At 70.7% G+C, this 20,323-nt stretch carries 17 protein-coding genes; 1 reads left to right on the top strand and 16 read right to left on the bottom strand.

The window, feature by feature from the left end:
• Positions 1-61: 61 nt before the first annotated feature.
• The 10 genes from IEY98_RS22265 to IEY98_RS22220 all read right to left on the bottom strand — a co-directional run bounded on the left by IEY98_RS22265 (position 62) and on the right by IEY98_RS22220 (position 12,012).
• Positions 62-1,807 carry an ABC transporter ATP-binding protein gene (locus tag IEY98_RS22265; RefSeq protein ID WP_189212558.1) on the bottom strand — a complete coding sequence of 582 codons (1,746 nt, stop codon included), beginning with the start codon at positions 1,805-1,807 and terminating at the stop codon, positions 62-64.
• The gene (locus tag IEY98_RS33310; RefSeq protein ID WP_189212557.1) at positions 1,804-3,354 is read right to left on the bottom strand and encodes an ABC transporter transmembrane domain-containing protein; all 1,551 of its coding nucleotides are present in this window, start codon (positions 3,352-3,354) and stop codon (positions 1,804-1,806) included. The genes IEY98_RS22265 and IEY98_RS33310 overlap by 4 nt, the downstream gene beginning before the upstream one ends.
• 149 nt (positions 3,355-3,503) lie before the next feature.
• Positions 3,504-4,751, bottom strand: a complete 1,248-nt coding sequence (locus IEY98_RS22255; RefSeq protein ID WP_189212556.1) for an SPASM domain-containing protein — start codon at positions 4,749-4,751, stop codon at positions 3,504-3,506.
• 15 nt (positions 4,752-4,766) lie between these two features.
• On the bottom strand, positions 4,767-5,747 hold the full coding sequence (locus tag IEY98_RS22250) for a Gfo/Idh/MocA family protein (RefSeq protein ID WP_189212555.1): 981 nt from the start codon (positions 5,745-5,747) through the stop codon (positions 4,767-4,769).
• Entirely contained in the window at positions 5,744-6,742 is a 999-nt protein-coding gene (locus tag IEY98_RS22245; RefSeq protein WP_189212554.1) for a glycosyltransferase, read from the bottom strand. Before IEY98_RS22245 ends, IEY98_RS22250 begins: the two co-directional genes overlap by 4 nt.
• Complete coding sequence (locus tag IEY98_RS22240; protein WP_189212553.1) at positions 6,743-7,783, bottom strand: Gfo/Idh/MocA family protein; 1,041 nt, start codon at positions 7,781-7,783, stop codon at positions 6,743-6,745.
• Entirely contained in the window at positions 7,780-8,559 is a 780-nt protein-coding gene (locus tag IEY98_RS22235) for a sugar phosphate isomerase/epimerase family protein (RefSeq protein ID WP_189212552.1), read from the bottom strand. Before IEY98_RS22235 ends, IEY98_RS22240 begins: the two co-directional genes overlap by 4 nt.
• Positions 8,556-9,656 carry a glycosyltransferase family 2 protein gene (locus tag IEY98_RS22230; protein WP_189212551.1) on the bottom strand — a complete coding sequence of 367 codons (1,101 nt, stop codon included), beginning with the start codon at positions 9,654-9,656 and terminating at the stop codon, positions 8,556-8,558. Before IEY98_RS22230 ends, IEY98_RS22235 begins: the two co-directional genes overlap by 4 nt.
• A 31-nt stretch (positions 9,657-9,687) precedes the next feature.
• Entirely contained in the window at positions 9,688-10,653 is a 966-nt protein-coding gene (locus IEY98_RS22225) for an NAD-dependent epimerase/dehydratase family protein (protein WP_189212550.1), read from the bottom strand.
• Positions 10,654-10,671: 18 nt separating this feature from the next.
• Positions 10,672-12,012, bottom strand: coding sequence for a UDP-glucose dehydrogenase family protein (locus IEY98_RS22220; protein ID WP_189212549.1), 1,341 nt, complete (start codon positions 12,010-12,012; stop codon positions 10,672-10,674).
• Between the two features lie 241 nt (positions 12,013-12,253).
• Here IEY98_RS22220 and IEY98_RS22215 point away from each other — a divergent pair, with 241 nt between their 5' ends.
• On the top strand, positions 12,254-13,114 hold the full coding sequence (locus IEY98_RS22215) for a phosphotransferase (protein WP_229787226.1): 861 nt from the start codon (positions 12,254-12,256) through the stop codon (positions 13,112-13,114).
• Positions 13,115-13,157: 43 nt separating this feature from the next.
• Here the strand turns inward: IEY98_RS22215 and IEY98_RS22210 are convergent, their stop codons facing one another.
• The 6 genes from IEY98_RS22210 to IEY98_RS22185 all read right to left on the bottom strand — a co-directional run bounded on the left by IEY98_RS22210 (position 13,158) and on the right by IEY98_RS22185 (position 20,315).
• Complete coding sequence (locus tag IEY98_RS22210; protein WP_189212548.1) at positions 13,158-14,174, bottom strand: Gfo/Idh/MocA family protein; 1,017 nt, start codon at positions 14,172-14,174, stop codon at positions 13,158-13,160.
• Positions 14,167-14,634 (bottom strand): cupin domain-containing protein, encoded by a 468-nt coding sequence (locus IEY98_RS22205; RefSeq protein WP_229787223.1) that lies wholly within the window; start codon positions 14,632-14,634, stop codon positions 14,167-14,169. The genes IEY98_RS22210 and IEY98_RS22205 overlap by 8 nt, the downstream gene beginning before the upstream one ends.
• Before the next feature lie 16 nt (positions 14,635-14,650).
• Positions 14,651-15,775 carry a tagatose-6-phosphate kinase gene (locus IEY98_RS22200; protein WP_189212546.1) on the bottom strand — a complete coding sequence of 375 codons (1,125 nt, stop codon included), beginning with the start codon at positions 15,773-15,775 and terminating at the stop codon, positions 14,651-14,653.
• A 64-nt stretch (positions 15,776-15,839) separates the two neighbouring features.
• The gene (locus tag IEY98_RS22195; RefSeq protein ID WP_189212545.1) at positions 15,840-17,141 is read right to left on the bottom strand and encodes a trehalose-6-phosphate synthase; all 1,302 of its coding nucleotides are present in this window, start codon (positions 17,139-17,141) and stop codon (positions 15,840-15,842) included.
• Between the two features lie 157 nt (positions 17,142-17,298).
• Positions 17,299-19,038, bottom strand: coding sequence for a maltose alpha-D-glucosyltransferase (treS, locus tag IEY98_RS22190; RefSeq protein ID WP_229787221.1), 1,740 nt, complete (start codon positions 19,036-19,038; stop codon positions 17,299-17,301).
• A 62-nt stretch (positions 19,039-19,100) separates the two neighbouring features.
• Positions 19,101-20,315, bottom strand: a complete 1,215-nt coding sequence (locus tag IEY98_RS22185) for an MFS transporter (RefSeq protein WP_189212543.1) — start codon at positions 20,313-20,315, stop codon at positions 19,101-19,103.
• Positions 20,316-20,323 lie beyond the last annotated feature (8 nt).

Below are 20,323 nucleotides of genomic sequence, written 5' to 3'. Positions count from 1 at the left end.
TATGACAGGACTTACACGGCGCTTGCGCAGACTTTCATTCGCGCCGGGAGATCGACCGGTCTCACCGCCGCACGTCCGCCGTCCAGGTCTCCCACAATCGGGCATAAGCGCCGCCCGCGGCGAGCAGTTCCTCGTGCGTGCCCAGCTCGGTCAGCCTCCCCTCGTGCATGACCGCCACGCGATCGGCGTCGCGCGCCGTGTGCAGGCGGTGCGCGATGGCGATGACCGTGCGGCCCGCCGCCACCGCGGCGACCGCCCGTTCCAGGTCCCGCGCGGCACCGGGGTCGAGTGCCGCGGTGGCCTCGTCCAGCACCAGGACACGGGGGTCCGCGAGCAGGATTCTCGCCATCGAGATCTGCTGCACCCGGCTGAGAGCAGGCTCGGGCTCGCCGAGGCCGACCGCGGTGTCCAGACCGTCCGGCAGACCACGAACCCAGGGCTCCGCGCCGACCGCCCGCAAAGCAGCCCACAACGCGCCCTCGTCGGCATCGGGATCGGTGAGGAGCAGGTTGTCGCGGATGGAGCCCGCGAAGACGTGGTGCTCCTGGGTGACCATCGCGATCTGTTCGCGCAACTGCCGCGGCGACAATTCCAGCAGTGGCACCCCACCGACCAGCACCGACCCGTGGGTCGGAGAGTGCAGCCCGGCCAGGATCCGCCCGAAGGTCGACTTCCCCGCCCCGCTCGGCCCGACCACGGCGATCCGTTCTCCGGGGCGCACGGTGATGCCGATGCCGTGCAGGACCTCGCGGCCGTTCCCGTAGCCGAACCGTATGCCGGAGGCCACGAGCGAACCGGAGGTGGGCGCCCGGTGGCCTTCCGGTGGCGGCGCGGGAGCGGGCAGGCCGAGCAGCCTGGTCAGCGCCGCCTGGCCCAGGTGCAGGTCGTCGATGTAGTAGGAGATCCGATTCATCGGCTCGGCGAGTTGCTGCGCGTAGAGGGTCGCGGTCGTCACCTGTGCCACGCTCGCCCAGCCCTTGGCGTAGAGCCACACCCCGATGAGCAGGATGACCGGGAACGGCACCAGGCTCGCCAGGCCCGCTCCGGGCAGCCACACGGTGCGCAGGTTCAGGGTGTGCTGGGTGGTGCGGTACACCTCCTCCACATCGGTCGTCGTCCGGCGGACCCGAGCCTCGGCCCGGTCGAGCGCCTCGACCGTGCGCGCGTTGTGCGCCGTCTCGGTCAACCCCTCGTTGAGCGCGGTGTAAGCCGCGCTTTGCCTCAGGTACGCGGCGGGTGCTCTGCGCAGGTACCACCGCGTCACCAGCCAGACCGCGGGCAGGGACACCAGCACCGGACCGAGGAAGAGCGGGTCGACCACGGTGATCGCCGCGACCACGAGCACGATTATCAGCAGCGACGAGAGGATCTCCAGGCACGTGAGCCGGATGCTCCGGGACAGGGCGGCGACGTCGCGGGTGGTGCGGGTGAGCAGGTCACCGGTTCCCGCCTGCTCGATCTCGGCCATCGGCAGGGCGAGCGCCCGGTCGACGAAATCCTCCCGGAGTTCGGCCAGCAGCCGTTCGCCGAGGTCGCGGGTGCGCAGCCGCGCCCGTCGGGCCAACACGACCTGGACGACGAGCAGCGTCGCGCCGAGCAGGATGACCGCCTCCAGCGGCGCGGGCTCCCGTCCCGTCACGGCCGCGTCCACCAGGTGCCCGAGCAACGGCGGGAGTGCCAGACCCGCTGTCACGGACAGCGCGAGCCAGAAGAGGATCCCGAAGACCTCGCGCCGGTGCCGGGCGACCACGCCCCGGAGATACGCCCTGACCAGCTGACGGGAGGCGACCGGAAGGCCACGGCTCATCGGTCCGCCTCCATCCCCGTGCCGTCTGACTGCCTGAGCACGGCGTCCGCGAAGGTGTCGAAGGCCCGGCCGCTGGTCACCACCACCACCGTTGCCCCGCCCCGCACCTGGGACAGGCGCCGTGCCATCTCCGCCTCCGTGTGCGCGTCGACCGCGCAGGTCGGCTCCACGAGGACCAGGACGTCCACGTCGGTCAGGAGCGCCCGGGCCAGGACGAGGCGGTGCCGCTGGCCGCCGGAGAAGGCGTACCCGCGCGGGCCTATCCGACTGTTCACCCCTTCCGGCAGCGCGTCGATGATGTCCGTGGCGCACACCGCGTCGAGCACTGCGCGGATCCGGGCGTCGTCGTGCCTGCCCCCGGGATCGAGCTCGTCCCTGAGCACGCCCGCGAACAGCTCCGTTCTGCTGTCCACCACGAGCACGGTCCGACGCAGCGCGGGCGTCGCGAGCCGGGTGACCGGAACCCCGCGCAGGGTCACCGCCGACTCGGTGTAGCCGCCGATCCGGTCCGCCAGGTCCGCGCCCGCCTCCGTGTCGTCGACGCGCACCACCGTCATCTCGCCGGACCGCGCCACCAGCCCGGACGCGGGGTCCGCCAACTCGACCCCGCCCGCGGACGGTCGCCCGGGGACCGGCAGGCCCTCGGCCGGACCGCCGGGCGGGGCCGCCAGCAGGTCGACCACACGGCGCGCCGCCACGAGTCCCTTCGCCGTCTTGTCGACCAGTTCGGTAGCGGTCTGGATCGGCAGCACCAGGAAGCCCGCCAGGCCGTACAGGGTGACGAGGTCACCGGGGGCGATCGTCCCGGCGAACGCCAGCCTGGCGGCCAGCCACAGCGTCAGCACCGTGAACAGGCCCGGGAGCAGGACCTGCGCCAGGTCTGCCAGGGTCTCCACGCGCGCCAGCCGCTCCCCCGCCGCCCGTGCCCGCTGCGAGTGCTCCCGGTAGCGGCGCGCGAAGACCCGCTCGGCCCCGATGCCGCGCAGCACCCGAAGCCCGTACGCCAGATCCACCGTGTGCTTGCCGAGGTCGCTCAACACGGCCCGGTGGGCGTCCTGCCGTCGGTGGAGAGGGCGCAGCAGCGGCCCGACGGACAGCGTCAGCGCGGGCATGCCGACCAGCACGATGATCCCCAGCGGCAGGGAGGTGCCGAGCAGCAGGCCGCCGACCGTGACGAAGGAGACCAGGGCGCCGACCGCCCGGCCCGCCATCCGCACGAAGTCGCCGATCGGGACGATGTCGGCGGTCACGACGCTCACCACCGCGCTCGTGTCGGCGTGCGCGGGCAGGGCGGAGCCGAGAGCGGCGATCTTCCTGGTCAGCACCAGGATCGTGCGGATGCCCGCGGTCCGGGCGCTCGACTCGGAGAACCGGTGTCGGAGGGTCCCCGACAGATGGTGCACGACACCGAGCGCGAGGATGCCCGCGCAGCCGAGCCCCGCCGCGCCCAGGTCCGGCTCATCCCCGCGCGCGAAGGCGCGGTTGATCGTCTCGCCCACCAGCGCAGGCATCAGCGCGAGCGTCACCATCCACACGGTGCCGAACACGGTCGCACCCGCTATCGCGCCGAGTTGACCGCGAGCGATCCACAGCAGGTAGCGGGCAGGCGAACGGGCGTCCGGTACGCCCGTGTCCCACCGCGCGACGCGGGATGGGTCCCGGCGTGTCGTCGGCTTGTTCCTCCCCGCCATGCCGCTCAGTCCCGCGCCTCCCGCATCCGCCCGGTCACCGCGTCCAGCGGGATCAGCGCCTCCGGACCGTCGGCCGCCGGGACCCACGGCACGGACGGCGCCTCGCGGGGATCACGGCGGAAGGTCACCTCCCGGTGGGTCTGGTTGCTGACCAGGCCCGCCTCCCGGTCCGGATGCACCAGGTACTCGAAGTCGATGTACCGCTGCGCGTACGTGTAGCGGCACGGCGCGAACTGGTCCGGGATGTCCCCGGTGGTGTGCGCCTGGCGCAGGCGCTGCCAGCGCTCGCCGTTCCAGATCTCCTCGAAGGTGCTGTCGCGCAGGTTGCCCAGCGTGTAGTCGTCCGAGCCGAGCAGGTGGTCGCAGAACCCGACCGAACCGTCGTAGCGGACGTAGGCGTAGCTCCAGGGGTGCATGCACGCTGGTCGGCGCACCATCTCCGGGATGGCGAGCGACGGGTCCGGCGCGGCGCCGAGCTGCACCACCACGCCCTCCCGCCTGCCGCGTTCCGCGGCGGCGGCGTAGGCCTCCTGCGTCCGGTCCAGGTCGTGCCGCAGGTGCGACGGGTCGTCGAGGGAGGCGACCATCGGATGGATGACCACGGTCGGCACGTCCATCCGCGCCGCCAGCGAGACGACGTTGGCCAGGTCGTGCAGGTTGTCCAGGCTGGCGACGGTGTTGAAGCTGAGGTGGTCGCGCGGGACGCCGTGCCGGTCCCGCGCGGACACGAGTTCGGCGAGGGTCCGCTCCAGTCTCGGGATCGTGCCGCCGCCGCGCAGCTTGGTGAACAGCTCCGGGTCCGCGGCGTCGACCGAGATCGTGACCAGGCCGTGGGCGCGCATCATCATGTCCCAGACCGGCGGCCGGTTGATCTGCCCGTTCGTCACCAGGCGGAGTTTGACCCGGTAGGACAGCGCGCGGGCGACATGCCTGCCGAACAGGGGGAGCATGGTGCTTTCCCCCCAGCCGCGGATGTCGACCAGGTGCACGGAGGGGAAGAGCTCGTCGGCCAGCCGTTCGTAGAGCTCCTCCGTCATGTTCCACTCTTTCTGGTACTTCTCGCCGAACCGGCACATCGGGCAGCTCAGGTTGCAGTTCTGGGTGAGCTCGACGAAAAGCGCGAGTGGACGGCTCTCCAGTCGCACCGCCCGGTCGCGGTACTCGGCGATGTTGAGTTCCTGGTTGCGCCGCCGACGCTCGGTCAGCTCAAAGGGTGCGACCGGGATGTCCAGGAGTTCGCTGTCGGACCGCATCTGGTCTCCTTCTGGTCAGCGCACTGCCGTACGCAGGTAGTCGAGTCCGAGTTGGACAGCTCGCGAGTCGCCGATGCGGTGGAACGGTCGCCCGCCGCCGCGGACGACGGCGGTGAACTCCTCGACCATGAGCTGGTACATGTCCACGCCCGGGAACTCGATCCGGTCGCGCGCGCCGTGCTGGTCGACGACCAGCAGCTCGGTCGGCGCGGTGCCGGGGTTGAACGCCTGCGGCAGCACCAGGCTGCCGCGCTCGCCGCGGACCTCCAGCCGGGAACCCAGCCACGGCAACCGGAAGCTCACCTCGACCACGGCGGTGCGCCCGTCGCCGAAGTCCAGCACCCCGCCGGAGTGGGTGTCGACTCCCGTGGGACCCGGCGTCAGCACGCCGAGCCCGCCCCGCGGAGCCTCGCCGTACACCGCGACCGCGGCGTCGACGACGTAACAGCCGAGATCCAGCAGCGCGCCGCCGCCGAGGTCGGCGGCCATCCGGATGTCGCCGGGATCGTCGAGCACGAACGACAGCGCGCCGTGCATCGCGCGCACCTGGCCGATGACACCGGCGCCCAGCAGCTCGAGCAGGTGCCGGAACTGGGGGTGACACCGGTACATGAACGCCTCGACCACGACCCGGTCCGCGGCTCCTGCGGCCTCGGCGATGGCGTCCACCTGCTCCACCGAGACAGCGAGCGGCTTCTCGCAGAGCACGTGCTTGCCCGCCTTGAGCGCGGCGACGGTCCACCGCGCGTGCGACGCGTTCGGCAGGGCCAGGTACACGGCCTCGACGTCCGGGTCGGCCAGCAACGCGCCATAGTCGTCGTAGGCGCGTTCCAAGGCGAACGTGTCCACCAGCCGCTTGCCTGCCTGCGGCCTGCTGCTGGCGACCGCCACCGGGACCGAACCCGTCGACCGGTGCAGCGCGGGCAGCACGTATCCCTCGGCGATCCGCGCCGCGCCCAGCACACCCCAGCGCAGGGGCCGCTCCGCGGCCGTCATTTGAGGTCCGACTTCCGCAGCGGCGGACGGGTCGCGCCCGCCCGCAGATCGCCGTACGCCCACTCCATCAGCGCGCCGAGGTCGCGAAGCCCGAAGGCGTTGTTGGCGAGGAAGTGGGTGCAGTAGGCCATCAGGAGCTCCACCGCCCGGGGGTCGCCCGCCAGGGCGTGGTGCCCCAACGCCTCGGTGTTGCCCCGGAAGTAGCAGCGGTGGGCCCGCTCGGCGTGGTGCATCTCAAGCCAGGAGTCGTGGTACACGGCCGACTCGGGCAGGTAGGCGACATCGCGCCCGCTCGCCATCAGCGCGTAGCCGAGTTCGGTGTCCTCCCCCGAGCCCGCCCCGGTGCCGGGGCCGAGATGGGTGAGGAAAGCGGGCCGGTCGGGCAGCAGGCGGCTCCGACGCAGCGCGAGGTTGTTGGACGAGCCGACGACGCACCACGGAACGGTCGGCTCGCCGCGCGTGATCCCGCCCTTCCACGGCGGCGCCGAGACAGCGGGGCACCACAGCTGCCTGCCCTCGGTGTAGGCCGTCCCCCACGCCACCGTGCCCAGCTTCGGGATCTCGGTCCACTCCAGGTGCCCGCCCGGCACGGGCACCGGTTCGACAGCGCCGAAGGCCGCGGCGACGGACGGCTCGGCCGCCAGGTACGCGGCCATCGCCTTCGCCCAGGTGCTGGTGGGCAGGCAGTCGTCGTCGATGAACAGCACGACATCGGTCGTCGCGGCGGCGAGCGCCGCGTTGCGCCCGATCGAGGCGGGCCCGCTGCTGCGCAGCAGGCGCAGCGGCAGGGGGTCGAGGATCTCCCGCAGCCGCGGACCGTCGAGGGTCCCGCCGGGGGTGTTGTCGACGATGAGGACTTCCCGGATCTGGCCGATGTCCCCGGCGCGCAGTTCGGTGAGCGTACGCGACAGCGCCGGTCTGCCCACCGAACACATCGCGACGGTCAGCTGGTCCTCGTCGGGGAGGGTCGGTTCGTGGAGAACGGGGTCCGCCATCTATGCACTCCCTGTCTGCTCGTCCATGTCGTTCGCCGCCGACCCCGTCCGCGCGGTCAGCGGCACGGCGCGCCGCGTCCTCGCGGCCAGGACCGCCGCGTCGAGCACTTCCAGCACCTCGGCGCACCTCGCCGCGGGCGCGCCGAACGGAAGGTCCGCCCGCACCGCGGCCAGCACGTCGCGGTACATGGCCAGGTAGGCGGGCTCCCGGTCGGATTCGGCGGCGGGCGCGGGCACGCTGCTCAAGCACTCGCCGCAGTCCCCGGTGAGCCGCAGCGAGCCGCGGGAGCCGTGCACCTCGATCACGGGCGCGGCGTCGGCCGCGCACCAGGCCGCCTGCACGGACGTCAGCGCGCCGCGGGCGTGGGTCAGCGTCAGCAGGGCCAGATCGTTCGCGGTCCCGTCGTCGGGCGCCAGCACGGCGCCGACCTCCACGATCGCGGAGCCCGCCAGCTCCTCGGCCAGGTAGATCCAGTGGTAGGCGTTGTCGAGCAGGCATCCCGACACCGAACCGGTCCGCCGCCAGTCCGGTTCCGCGCCCGCGCCCGCGAAGTGACCGGGATCCGGTCGTTCGAGCCGGAGGAACCGCGGTGCGCCGATGCGCCCGGCGCGCAGGTGCGCCATGGCCTGCCGGACATCGCTGCGGTAGCGGTAGTTGTGGACGACGCCCAGCCGGTTGCGGGGCGCGCTGCGCGCGAGTGCCCACGCCTCGGCGGGTTTCGCGGCCATCGGCTTCTCCGTCAGGACCCGGGCTCCCGCAGCCAGCGTCTCGGTGACCGCCTCCGCGCTCTGCGCGGGAGGCAACGCCACCACCACCAGGTCGGTCGTCGGGCCATCGGACAGCAGCGCCGTGGCATCCGGGTACCGGTGGGCCTCGGGCACGTCCAGCAGGTCGCCGAGCCGGGCCCGGCGATCGGCGACGATGTCGGCGACGCCGACGACCCGGCAGTCCGCTTCGAGCGCGCGGAAGGCGGCGGCGTGGCCGAGTTCGCTGATCGCCCCGCACCCGACCAGCCCGATCCGGACCCGTTCCCCGCTCATCGGGGCGCCACCCGCGGCCGCTGGTCGAAGAGCCCGCGTACGAACGCGGCGTCGTGCCGGAGCGCGGGTTCCAGGGGCTCTGCGGGCATGCCGCGCTCGACGACGGCCACGGCGATCGGACCGGCAGCCGTGGCCAGCCGCCAGCCCTCGGCCAGATCGACCTCCCCGGCGCCGAGGTCGAAGGAACGGCTGTTCTCCGGCTCGGCGATGAGGCCGTCCTTGACGTGGTAGTAGTCGCAGCGTCCGGCCGTGGCCGCGATCGTCCTGGCCAGGTCGCCCGCCACCGACGCCCAATGCAGGTCCACGACGAAGCCGAGGTCCTCCGCAGGCAGCTCATCAGCGAGGAGTTCCAGCGTGGAGCGCCCGCTCGCCAGTGGGCGGGCCTCCTCGGCGTGGTTGTGCACGAGCAGGCGCAACCCGTGCTCACGAGCCTTGGCGGCGGTGGAGCGCAGCGCGGGGAGCGCCGCCCTGACGTTCTCCTCGCTGTCCGCGGGCATCCCCGACAGGATGAGCCGGGGCGCCCCGATCCGCCGCGCGGCCTCCCAGCAGTCGTCGAGTTCGTGCCAGAACACGTGGAAACCCGCGATCACCAGACCCCGGTCGGCGCAGGCCGCCACAAGGCGGCCGGGATCGCCGGTCAGCGAGGTCATCACCTCGATCCCGTCGTACCCGGTCGCGCGGACCAGGTCGAGCGCCGCCTCCAGGTTCTCCTCGGCCCGGCTTCCGAAGATGCCGTAGCCGTATATCCCCGTCTGCACGACGAGCATGGGCGTCATTCGTCGGTGTCCTTTCCCGTCGTCTCGGCGTCCGCTGGCAGCGGGATGAAGTTGCCTGCCCGGAAGTAGTCGAAGCGGCGGAACGCCAGCGCCGGGCGCTTCCTGGCCAGGGCTTCCCTGGTGATACCGAGGTGGAAGCACCAGTCGACGGAGGTGGCGCGCACGCCCTCGATCAGACTCGTGCCGTGATCGCCCGCGCTGCGGGCGGCCTGCGCGCCGAACCAGGCGAGGGCCGCCGCCGTGCCCAGCGCCCCCACCAGCGCGCCGCGGCGGACCGGCAGGCTCACCGCCCAGAGCAGGCCGAGCAACGAGACCGGGTTCGCCGACCAGCGCGCGTGCTCCGGCTGCCGCGCGCAGTTGTAGACGCAGGCGCGCCCGTACAACAGCATCTTGCGCTGGAACTGGCGGATACTGGTTATCCCGTCGGTCGCATGCCCGACCACGGCCTCCGGCCTGCAGACCGTGGCGTAGCCCGACGCGTGCAGCCGCACCCCCAGGTCGACATCCTCGCCCCCGACCACCGTGTAGGTGTCGGGGTCGAACCCGCCGATCGCCTCGAAGGCGTCGCGGCGCACCGACAGGTTCGACGTGGCCGCCCACCACACCTCCGCGAACCGCTGTGGCCACAGCCAGGGCGAATTGACCACGACGGAGTGCTTGACCGTCCGCCAGGCCGGGCTCTCGTCCGGCTCCACCACCAGGGTCGGACCGGCCACCGCGCCGACCGGCCGCCCGGACGGCGCGACCTCGGCGCGGTGCGCGTCGAGGTGGTGGCGCAGCAGGTCGGGCGTGGCGACGCAGTCCGAATCGATGAACAGGATCAGCGGATGCCGAGAGCGGCTGACCCCGGCGTTGCGCTTCGCGCCGACCCGGCGCGGGCCCGCGAGGTACCGGGCGCCGTGGTCGGCGCAGACCTGCCTGATCTCCCGCAGCTCCGGCTGCGGGGTGTCGTCGACGACGATGACCTCGTGGTCCACCTGCGGCGGCAGTTCCTTCGCCGAGCGCGCGAGCGAGGCGAGCAGCCTGGCCACCGAAGCCGGGTCGCCGCGGGTGGGGATGACCACCGAGATGCCCGAGGGCTCTGTCAGAGGGGGCACTGGGAGAAACCTTTCGATCGGCCGGGGGTGGTCAGCCCGCGAGCGTGCTGACCGTCCTGGTGGCGAGGAACCAGTCGACGGTCCGCCGCAACCCGGTCTCGACGTCCACGACCGGCCGCCAGCCCAGCGAGGTGGCAGCACGGGTGAGGTCCGGCCGCCGGACCGCGGGATCGTCCTGCGGCCGGTCGACGAACTCGATGGGCGAGCGGGAACCGGTGAGCGCGAGGATCAGCCGGGCGGTGTCCAACACGGACATCTCCAGCCCACCGCCGATGTTGACCGGCCCGTGCTCGTCGTCGGACCACAAGGTCCTGACGATGCCCTCGACGGTGTCGCTGACGTAGCACAGCGAGCGGGTCTGGCTGCCGTCCCCGGTGACCGTCAGCGCCCTGCCGTCGATGGCCTGGCAGATGAACGTCGGGATCATCCGGCCGTCGTCGGCCCGCATCCGGGGGCCGAAGGTGTTGAAGACCCGCACGATCTTCGTCGCCACCTGCTTGGCGTCCTGGAAGGCGACGGCCAGGGCCTCGCTGAACCGCTTGGCCTCGTCGTAGACGGCCCTCGGCCCGACCGGGTTCACGTTCCCCCAGTACGACTCGGGCTGCGGGTGGACCAGCGGGTCGCCGTAGACCTCGCTGGTCGAGGTGAGCAGGAACGTCGCGCCCTTGGCCGCGGCGAGGTCGAGTGCGTGCAGCGTTCCGAGCGAACCCGCCTTCATGGTCTCCAGCGGCAGTCGGAGGTAGTCGTACGGGGAGGCGGGACTGGCGAGGTGCAGGACGGCGTCGAGGGGGCCGTCGAGCCCGATGCCCGCGGTGACGTCGGCCTCGACGAGGTGGAACGCGGGATCATCGACGAGTGGTCGGACGTTCCTCGCGGTGCCGGTGCTGAAGTTGTCGAGGCAGATCACCTCGCAGCCGTCGGCGAGCAGCCGCTCGCACAGGTGCGATCCGATGAGGCCGCAGCCGCCGGTGACGAGAACCCGCTTGTCTGGACGCATGTTTCGGCTCTTTTCTGGTCAGAGGGTCGGCCTGCCCATCGCCCGGAACCACCACCCCGCCTCCCGCCAGGCTTCGGGATCGAGGGTGTTGCGGCCGTCGATGATCCGGCGGGCGCCCGCGACCCGGCCGAGCCGCAGCGGATCCAGCTCCTGGAACTCCGACCACTCCGTCAGGTGCAGCACGACGTCCGCGCCGGTCACCGCCTCGGTGGCGCTCAAGGCATAGGCGAGGGTCGGGAACGCGGCGCGGGCGTTGTCCATCCCCTTGGGGTCGAACACGGTGACCTGCGCGCCCTGCAGGTGGAGCTGGCCTGCGATGTTGAGCGCGGGCGAGTCGCGCACGTCGTCGGAGTCGGGCTTGAATGCGGCGCCGAGGACGGCGACCCGCCTGCCGAGGAGACTTCCGCCCACGGCGGCGCGGGCCAGCTCGGTCATGTGGGTGCGACGGCGCATGTTGATCGAGTCGATCTCCCGCAGGAAGCCCAAGGCCGACGCCGCGCCCAACTCGTCGGCGCGGGCCAGGAACCCCCGGATGTCCTTCGGCAGGCAGCCGCCGCCGAAGCCGATGCCCGCCTGCAGGAATCGCCTGCCGATCCGCTCGTCGTGGCCGAGCGAGTCGGCGAGCTGGACGACGTCGCCGCCCGCGGCCTCGCAGATCTCGGCCATGGCGTTGATGAAGGAGATCTTGGTGGCCAGGAAGGCGTTCGCGGCGGTCTTGGCCAGCTCCGCGGTCGCGAGGTCGGTGACGAGCAACGGCACGCCGTTCGCGATCGGCACCGCGTACACCTCGCGCAGCAGCTTCTCGGCCTGGTCGCCCGCGACGCCGATGACGATGCGGTCCGGCCGCAGGGTGTCGGCGACGGCGAAGCCCTCGCGCAGGAACTCGGGGTTCCAGGCCAGCTCGGCGTCGGCCCCGACCGGGGACAGCCCGGCCAGCCGGGCGGCCAGCCTGCCCGCGCTCCCGACCGGGACCGTCGACTTCCCGACGACCAGTGCGGGCCTGCGCAGCAGCGGACCCAGCGTGTCCACGACCCGGTCCACCTTGGACATGTCGGTGGCGAAGCCGGTCCGCTCCTGCGGTGTGTCGACGCAGATGAAGTGGAGGTCGCCGAACTCGGCCGCCTCCTCGTACTCGCTCGTGAACCGCAGTCTTCCCGTGCTGTCCCGGCCACCGGCGAGATGCCGGTGGACCAGGTCGGCGAGTCCTGGCTCGTAGATCGGAAGGCGCCCTTCGCCGAGCGCCCGCACCCTGTCCAGGTCGATGTCGAGGCCGAGCACCTCGAAGCCGAGCTCGGCCATGGCGGCCGCGTGGGTGATGCCGAGGTACCCGGCGCCGATCACGGTGATTCTGAGCGCCATCGTGCAGCTCCTTCGGAATCCTGGGGTCGGCGCGCGGTCCTGGTCGTACGGCGCACGCGGGCGGGAACGGACCGGATCACGCCGACTCTGCGGCGATGAGTCCGCGGCGCGGGCAGGGCGAACGTGGATCGGGCTGCGGCGGGAGGGGTCCCGGAGGGAGTCGTCGTCAGCAGCGAGGCGACGATCTGCAACCTATCGACATCATCACGCAAAGAGACGACATCTGTCGAGACTGTCGGTGGTGACCGCGACTGCCGACATCCACGCTTCCGCAGTGAGCGCATTCAGCGCGAAACCGGATGTCGCGCAGCGTCAAGACCTTCGACACAGGTCGGCAAATCCATGCCCGCTGGGGCACTATGGGCGGGTGTCGGAGTCTTTGCCTGGCGGCTGGATCAACGCGGTGACCCGCGTCGGCGATACCGTTCGCAGGCCGCAGCAACCGCGTTCCGCATACGTGCACCGATTGCTTGAGCACCTGGCGGCCCAAGGCTGGTCCGGCGCGCCCCGGTTCCTCGGCGTCGACAGCGAGAACCGCGAGATCCTGACCTACCTTCCCGGCCAAGCGGTCTGGCGCCCCGAACACCAGGCGGTCGTCCGGACCGGAGCGAGCCTGGCGAGGGTCGCGGCCCTGGCCCGCGAACTGCACGATCTCACCGAGGGCACCCCACTTGCCCACGGCGCGGCAGTGGTCTGCCACAACGATCTGTCGCCGAGGAACACCGTCTATCGGAATGCCGCGGGTGGGCTTGAGCCCTTCGCCTTCGTCGACTGGGACCTCGCCGCACCCGGCGAACGCGTCCACGACATCGCCCACATCTGCTGGCAGTACCTGGACCTCGGCCACGCCGTCATCGACGTGACCGAGGCCGCCCGACTCATCCGCACCATCTGCGACGGCTACGGGGCGATCGACCACGGCGACGTGGTCGACACCATCCTCTGGTGGCAGGACCGCAGCCGCCGCGGCATCGAAACCGGCGCCGCGGCGGGCGACCCGGCGATGGTCAGACTGCGCGACAACGGAACACCGGCCAGGATCGCCGCCGCCTACGGCTGGCTGGCCGAGCACCGCGTGGAACTGGCGGAGCTGCTCGGTTGATCGACGGCGGCGCCATCGCCGAGCCGCCGGTCCGCGTGCGGGCTTAGCGTTTGATCGTCACGGTTTCACCGCGACGGGCCGACTCCTCCGCCGCGAACACGGTCGCGCAGACGGCGACCGCGTCCGCCAACGTGGTCCCCACGCTGTGCCCGTTCGACAACGACCGGCAGAAGTCCTCCACCTCCGCTCGGTACAGGTTGACCGGGTCGAACGAGCGGGTGGTCGTCGCCGAGCCCTGCGTCCAGGTGACAGCGGGAAGCGCCGCCTCGCCCAGCATCCCCTTCGCCTGGACCAGGCCATCGGAGAACGTGATGGTCAGGTCGTTGGCTCCGGGGTGGCCCTGCTGGGAGGCGACGACCATCACCGGCAGTCCGCCGCACGACAGGAGAACCACGACCGTGTCCATCGTCGAGGCGCTCTTGACGGAGTGCGCCGAGGCCGCCACCGACTCGGGATGGCCGAACAACGCCGCGGCGAGATCAAGGCAGTGCACGCCGCAGTCGGTCAGTGCGCTGGCGCCCCCGCGGGCCGGGTCCGCCTTCCAGCGGGCGTTGGGCGCGTCATGGTTCATCCGGAAGCACCACTGGAGCGTGGCCGCGACCGGCACGCCCAGTTCGCCGCCGGTGACCAGCGAGGAGATGTGCCGCACCGCTTCCTGGTGCCGCAGCTGGTGCGCCAGCATGAAGGGGATGTCGTGACCCGACAGGGTGTCGACCACCGCGGCCAGGTCGTCCGGGCGTGACACGAGCGGCTTCTCGCACAGGATCGGCTTGCCGAGCCGGACCGCGAGGGCGATGTGCCGCGGGTGCAGGAACGGCGGGGATCCGATGAAGACGACATCGTAGTGGGCGGCGAGTTCCTCGAACTCCCGCTCGTCGGTGACCAGCTTCGCGTGGGGAGCGTGCTGGGCGGCCGCCCGCAGGCGGTCGGGGTTCCGTCCGTGAACGACCGACACCCGGCAGAGTTCGGACTCCCGCAGCGCAGGGATCGTTCGCTTCAGCGCGGTACCGGTGCCGGACAGGACACCGATTCGCCAGTGGTCGGCCGCCCGGTCAGCCACGGTGCTCCTGGGGGATCCGGCCGTTGCCCCGAGCCGCGTCGTCCTCGATCCGGATCACGTCGTCCAGCTCCGGTGTGGACACCTCGAGGAGCACGAGGTCGGAAAGCGCCTCGATGCGGTGCACCTCGCCGGGAGCGACGTGCACGATGTCCCCCGGCGCCAACTCGTGTTCCGTGCGGGCCGCCTCGGTCGTGCTCGCGAACGTCAACCGCCCGCGGCCTCGGAGGACCAGGTTCGCCTCCTCCTTCACCTCGTGGTACTGGAGGCTGGTGCGCGCGCCCGCCCGCACCAGGATCGCCTTGAACCCGAACGGGCTGCCCTCCGGAACCAGCCAGCGCTCCTCGCCCCACGGCTTGACGATGCGCTTGGACGAGGCCAGCCGCCGCAATCCGGCAGGCGCCGAGCTCTCGACCGGCCGCTCGGCGCCGTCGGTGAGACCTAGCAGGACATCCAACTCCACCACGGTTCCTCCAAGTTCAGCGCGGCCGCAACCACGTGATGTACCGGTCGAGGTGTGCGTCGAGCGTCGTTCTGATGGCATGGTCGAGGCCGGCCTCGCCGTGGGCCGCCCGGTCCAGCCTGCCCTTCAGTTCCCGGAACTCCGGGGTGCTGAAGACGTAGTGACCCGCGACCACTGCCTTGTCGTGGTCGGTGCCGCTGCCGTCCGGGAACCACTTGCCCCAGGCGTCGGACGCGAGCGCCAACTCCAGGAACTGCTCCTCCGCCGAGCGCAGCCCCGTCGCCCTGAGCCAGGTGAGGATCGCCTGTGTCTCCAGGACACCGAACTCCGGGGCGACGTTCACGGCGCCGATGTCCGCCGAGACCAGCTGGCTGAACCGCGCGTGGCTGAGGTAGTCCGCGTTGTGCACCTTCAAGGCGGCGCCGTACGACCAGCACGTGCGCGCCATGGCCCGCACGTCGTGGACCTGCTTCCCGTGCCCCTCGAAATCGCCGGTGTTGTCCTTCCCGACGACCTTGGTCCCGGTCTGCGCCACCACGAACACCGGACGCGGCAGGGCCGCGCCGCCGAGTTCCCGCATGATGTCGGCGAGTCCGTCCGCGAAGTTCGCCGGGTCGTCGATCGAGGGTTCCTGCTGTTCGAGTCCGACCTCGAACGCGACCTCGCGGCCGCGGCCCTTGGCGTGCTCATGGCACTCCGCGTACAGCGTCACCAGGCGCTTGAGGGCCGTCTCGAACTCGGCGGGACCGGCGGCGTCCTTGGAGACATCGATGTGCAGCAACGTCATGCCGCTGTCGATGTCGCACCGGAACGACGCCAGGCTGGCCGCCATCGCCTCGGCCTCGCTGTAGGACTTGTCGACCTCGACTTGCCGCTGCCACGGCCCGCCGTGATCCCGGCAGAGCACGACACGGCCCTCCGGGTCGATGGACCTCACGAAACGCGTATAGGCCTCCGTGTACCAGTTCCCGACGTAGCCGCCGCCGAGCTCCTCGGCGTCGATCTGCCCGCGGCTCGCGACGAGCATGAGGCGCTGGTCGTGGCGGTAGGCCGCGCGGACGACGGCCTCGACCACGTGCCGCGACATCGGGCCGACCCCGAGTCGTGACGGCACCACGGGCGGTTTGACGATCTCGGTCACCTGACCCCCATTCGGGATTACCTGCTCTTACTGCTGCGGTTTCCTGCTCAGGGACACGACGGGGTCACCCGGACAAGAGCCGGTCGAACCACGCGCGGGCGGTCTCGGCCGCCAGGTCGTCGAGGCAGGCGCGGTGGGTGGCGTCGCGCGGGCGCGGCGGCGTCCGCAGCGCGGTTTCCACCAGGTCGGCTGTCGACAGGACGTCGAAGGGATCCACCGCGATCGCGGCGGGCGCGAGTTGGTCGAAGGCCCCCGCGTTGCGCGACAGCAGCAAGGGCGCCTGCGGATTGACCACAAGGGACTCCTTCGCCACCATGTTCAGGCCGTCGAACGTGGGGTTCACGAGCACGGCGTCGGCCAGCGACAGCGCCGCGATCGCGCGCGCCCGGTGGTTCTCCGAACCGGTCGGGTACACCATGGTCACCGCGTCCCCGGCGCTGCCGAATCGAGCGTTGATGCGACTTTCGGCGGCACGGCACCGTGCCTCGTATTCCGCGTGCCTGGCATTGGGAAACCGAGGCGGGCTGACTATGGCGCAGAACCAGTGCTCGTCGGCGATCGACGGTGTGCGGTCCAGCACGAGCTCATAGGCGTCGAAACCCCGGACGATGTTCTTCCAGAGATCCACCCTGTCGACCCTCGCGACAATCCTCCGGTTCCCCGCCTGTGCCGTCAAGGTCTCACGCCACTGCTGGACCAGCGCACCGTCGGCCAACGACCGGACGCTGTCGACATCGATCGGCCCCGGTGCCGCGACGACCTTGGTGGCGTTGTCCCGATAGGCCACGACGTGGCCGTCGACCTGGACCCCGGGCAGATACCGCTCGCAGCACCTCATGAAGTTCTGTGCCCACAGCGAGCTGTGGAACCCGACGACGTCGCAACTCAGCAGGCTGCGAAGGACAGCGCCGCGCACCTCATCCGGCAGCAGGCCGAAGTAGCCGGGGTCGCACCAGGGAACGTGGTGGAAGTAGACGAGCGTGCTGTTCCGCCGACCGAGGCGCGAGCGGAACAGTCCCGGCACCAGCATCAGGTGGAAGTCGTGCACCAGCACCACCTCGTCGGCCGAGTCATCGCCGCCCCTCGCCAGCGCATCGCCGAACTGGGCGTTCACCTCCTGGTATGCCCGCCAATCGGCCAGCATCCGCGCATCGAACGCGGGCTCCACCGAGGTGTCGTGGAGGTAGTGGAACGTCCACAGGAAAAGCTTGATGGCGGCGGCCCTGCTGCGCATGGACGTTTCCTGGCCGGACACCGTCACCGGAAACCAGGTGACGTCGTTCCGGGTCGGCTGGGACGGTCGCTGGTCCCCCGTCGCCGAGAAGAACCACGCACCGCCCAAGTCGTCGAGGAGCGCGGAGAGCATGGGCACGAGACCGCCCGGCGGTGGCGTGCCCGCACCTCCCCGACTTCCCGATGACGATGCGATCGGCCCGCTATTACTACACGTCAGCAAGCGCATGAACGGTAATCCCTTCCGACTCCACGCCGGGGTTGGGCGTGTCGCGGCTCACCGGAACTCGTCAACTCACGGCCGCTATGTTCTCACCATCTCCTGCCGTCAGCGCGCTGACCGACGTGAAATCGTCGATGAAGGCCTTGGTCAGGGTTTGATTTTGCAGCCAGCGGAATCCGAACCGGGGAAGAACCAGCTCGTAGGCGCCATCGTCGGTCCTCACGACTGTCTGGTGGTCCTGACAATCAGTCAGGCTCGCCACGCCGTACCGCTCGATGTCCAGCCTCACCGACTGTTCGACCGAGGACAGATTGTTCACACACAGCACGAACGAACCCTGGTGCCTCCTGACAAACGCTAGGATCGCCGGATTTCCGGTGTCCAGCTCCTCGTACGACCCCAGACCGAACTCGGGGTGCGCCTTGCGGATGGCGATCATCGAGCGCACGAACCGCAGCAGCGACCCCTCCCGGTTCCGCTGGTCGGCGACGTTCACCACGTCGCAGGCGTACTCCGGGTCCGACACCACCGGCAGGTAGAGCTCATCGGCGGCGCATTCGGAGAATCCGGCGTTCGCCTCAGCCGACCACTGCATCGGCGTGCGCAAGCCGTCCCTGTCGGGCAGCCAGATATTGTCGCCCATACCGATCTCGTCGCCGTAGTAGAGGACCGGCGAGCCGGGGAAGCTGAACAGCAAGGCGGTGACCAGCCGGAGCTTGTCCTGGTCGTTGTCGAGTAGCGGCGCCATTCGGCGTCGGATACCGGTGTTGACGCGCATCCTCGGCTCGGGCGCGTACTGCGAATGCATGTACTCGTACTCCTCCTCCGACACCATGCTCAGCGCGAGCTCGTCATGGTTCCGGAGGAATATCGCCCACTGGCAGTTGTCCGGGATCTTGGGCACCTCGGCCAGGATCTCCGAGATCGGGTAGCGCTCCTCCCGGCGCAGCGCGATGAACACGCGGGGGGTCAGCGGAAAGTGGAAGGCCATGTCGCACTCGTCGCCGCCCACCGCCGGATCACCGAAGTACTCCAGCACGTCGTTCGGCCACTCGTCGGCCTCGGCGAGCAGCAGTCGCCCGGGGTAGAGGCGGTCCATCTCGGCGCGCAGCCGCTTCAGGTACTGGTGCGTCCCGGGAAGGTTCTCGCAGTTGGTTCCCTCGCTCTCGAACAGGAAGGGCACGGCGTCCAGGCGGAACCCGTCCACCCCCAGGTCCAGCCAGAACCGCATCACGTCGAGAAGCGCCTGCTGCACCCGCTCGTTCTCGAAGTTCAGGTCGGCCTGGTGCGTGTAGAACCTGTGCCAGTAGTACTGCTTCCGCACCGGGTCGTAGGCCCAGTTCGAGTGCTCGCTGTCGTTGAAGATGATGCGCGCGTCCGGGTACCCGGTGTTCGTGTCGGACCAGACGTAGAAGTCCCCGTACGGCCCGTCCGGGTCGGAGCGCGACGCCTGGAACCAGGCGTGCTCGACGCTCGTGTGGTTCAGGACGAAATCGGTGATGATATGCATTCCGCGCCGGTGCACGTCGGCGACGAGCCGCCGGAATTCCGCCGTGGTGCCGAGCTTCGGCTGAATCGTCTCGTAGTCGGACACGTCATATCCGCCGTCGCCGAGCGGCGACTCGTAGATCGGCAGCAACCAGATGCAGGTCACGCCGAGCCATTCCAGGTAGTCGAGCTTCTGCCGAAGCCCTTCCAGGTCACCTACCCCATCACCGTTCGAGTCGTGGAACGCGCGCACGTGGAGCTGGTAGAAGACCGCGCTCTTGAACCAGCTCTTATTGTCCGCGGTGCCCCCGGCGGGCACGGGGTGACGCTGTGCACTCAAGGAGATCTCCGTATCTCTGCTTGTCCACGGATTGCCAGAAGTCACGCTCGGGGGTCGCGAATTCTCCACATGACCACAGCCGCAGCGGTTACGAACAAGATTGCCACAGAGGGCAGCGAATGGACACCCGCGCGATCGACGACGAGTCCGCCGATAAAGGCGCCGCCGCCGATGCCGATATTGAACGTGGCCACGTACAGCGAGCTGGCCGCGTCGACGTGGCCGTCGGCGATGGTGAGCAGCACGGCCTGCAGGCCGATGGTCAGCGCGGTGAACGCGGCGCTCAGGGCGGCGAAGGCCACGACCGTCACGAGCCCGACCTCGGCGCCCAGTGCGAGCGCGACCAGCGCGCTCACGTGCGCCCCGATCGCGACGAACAGGCACAGTCGCATGCGCCGGTCGGCGACGACGCCGACGAGCCAGGTGCTGGCCAGCCCCGCCAACCCGTACAGCAGCAACGCCCCGCTGGTCGCTCCGCTGGACATGCCCGCGTTGTGCAGCAGCGGTGTCGCGTACGTGTAGACGGTGAAGTGCGCCAGGCACACGAGCGCGGTGACCACCACGATCGAGCGCAGACCTGGCGTGCGCGCCACCCGCGGCAGGTCGACCAGCCGCACGGTCGGCTGCGCGGGCACCGCGGGGAGGATGGAGAAGGCGGCGACCAGCATCGCCACGCACACGGCGGCGACGATGGCGAACGCGACCCGCCACCCCGCGACGGAGGCCAACGCGCTGCCCAGCGGCATCCCGAGCACGATGGCCACCAGGTTCCCCGCGACGATCACCGCCACCGCCCGTCCCGCGCGCGCGGGACCCGCGAGCGCCGCGGCGTACCCGTTGACGATCGAGAAGAACACCCCGTGCGCCGCCCCGCACAGCAGCCGGGCGGCCAACAGCATGGGATAGCTCGTCGCCAGTCCGGCCAGCACCGTTCCGCTCGCGAAGACAGCGCAGACGACCAGGAACAGGCTGCGGCGAGGCCATCGGGAGGTCCACGCCGTCAGCGGGCTCGCCGACAGGCCCACGGTGAACGCGTAGCCGGTCATCAGCAGTCCGACGTTCGCGGGCGTGACATCGAGGTCTTCGCTGATGAGCGCCATCAGCCCCACGGGGAGCATCTCGGTGGTCACGACGACGAACGCCGAGACCGCGAGCACCACCAGCGCTGCCCGCCTGCGACGGGATGACGCGCCGAGGAACGGCGGCTGCTGCTCGGTTGGCGATGTGGGCGCGGCGCCCGGTGCCGTTGCGGTCATCCTCGGCG

The sequence above is a fragment of the Actinokineospora fastidiosa genome (assembly GCF_014648415.1).
Lineage (GTDB): Bacteria > Actinomycetota > Actinomycetes > Mycobacteriales > Pseudonocardiaceae > Actinokineospora > Actinokineospora fastidiosa.
This window is presented reverse-complemented; position numbering and strand designations above follow the sequence as displayed.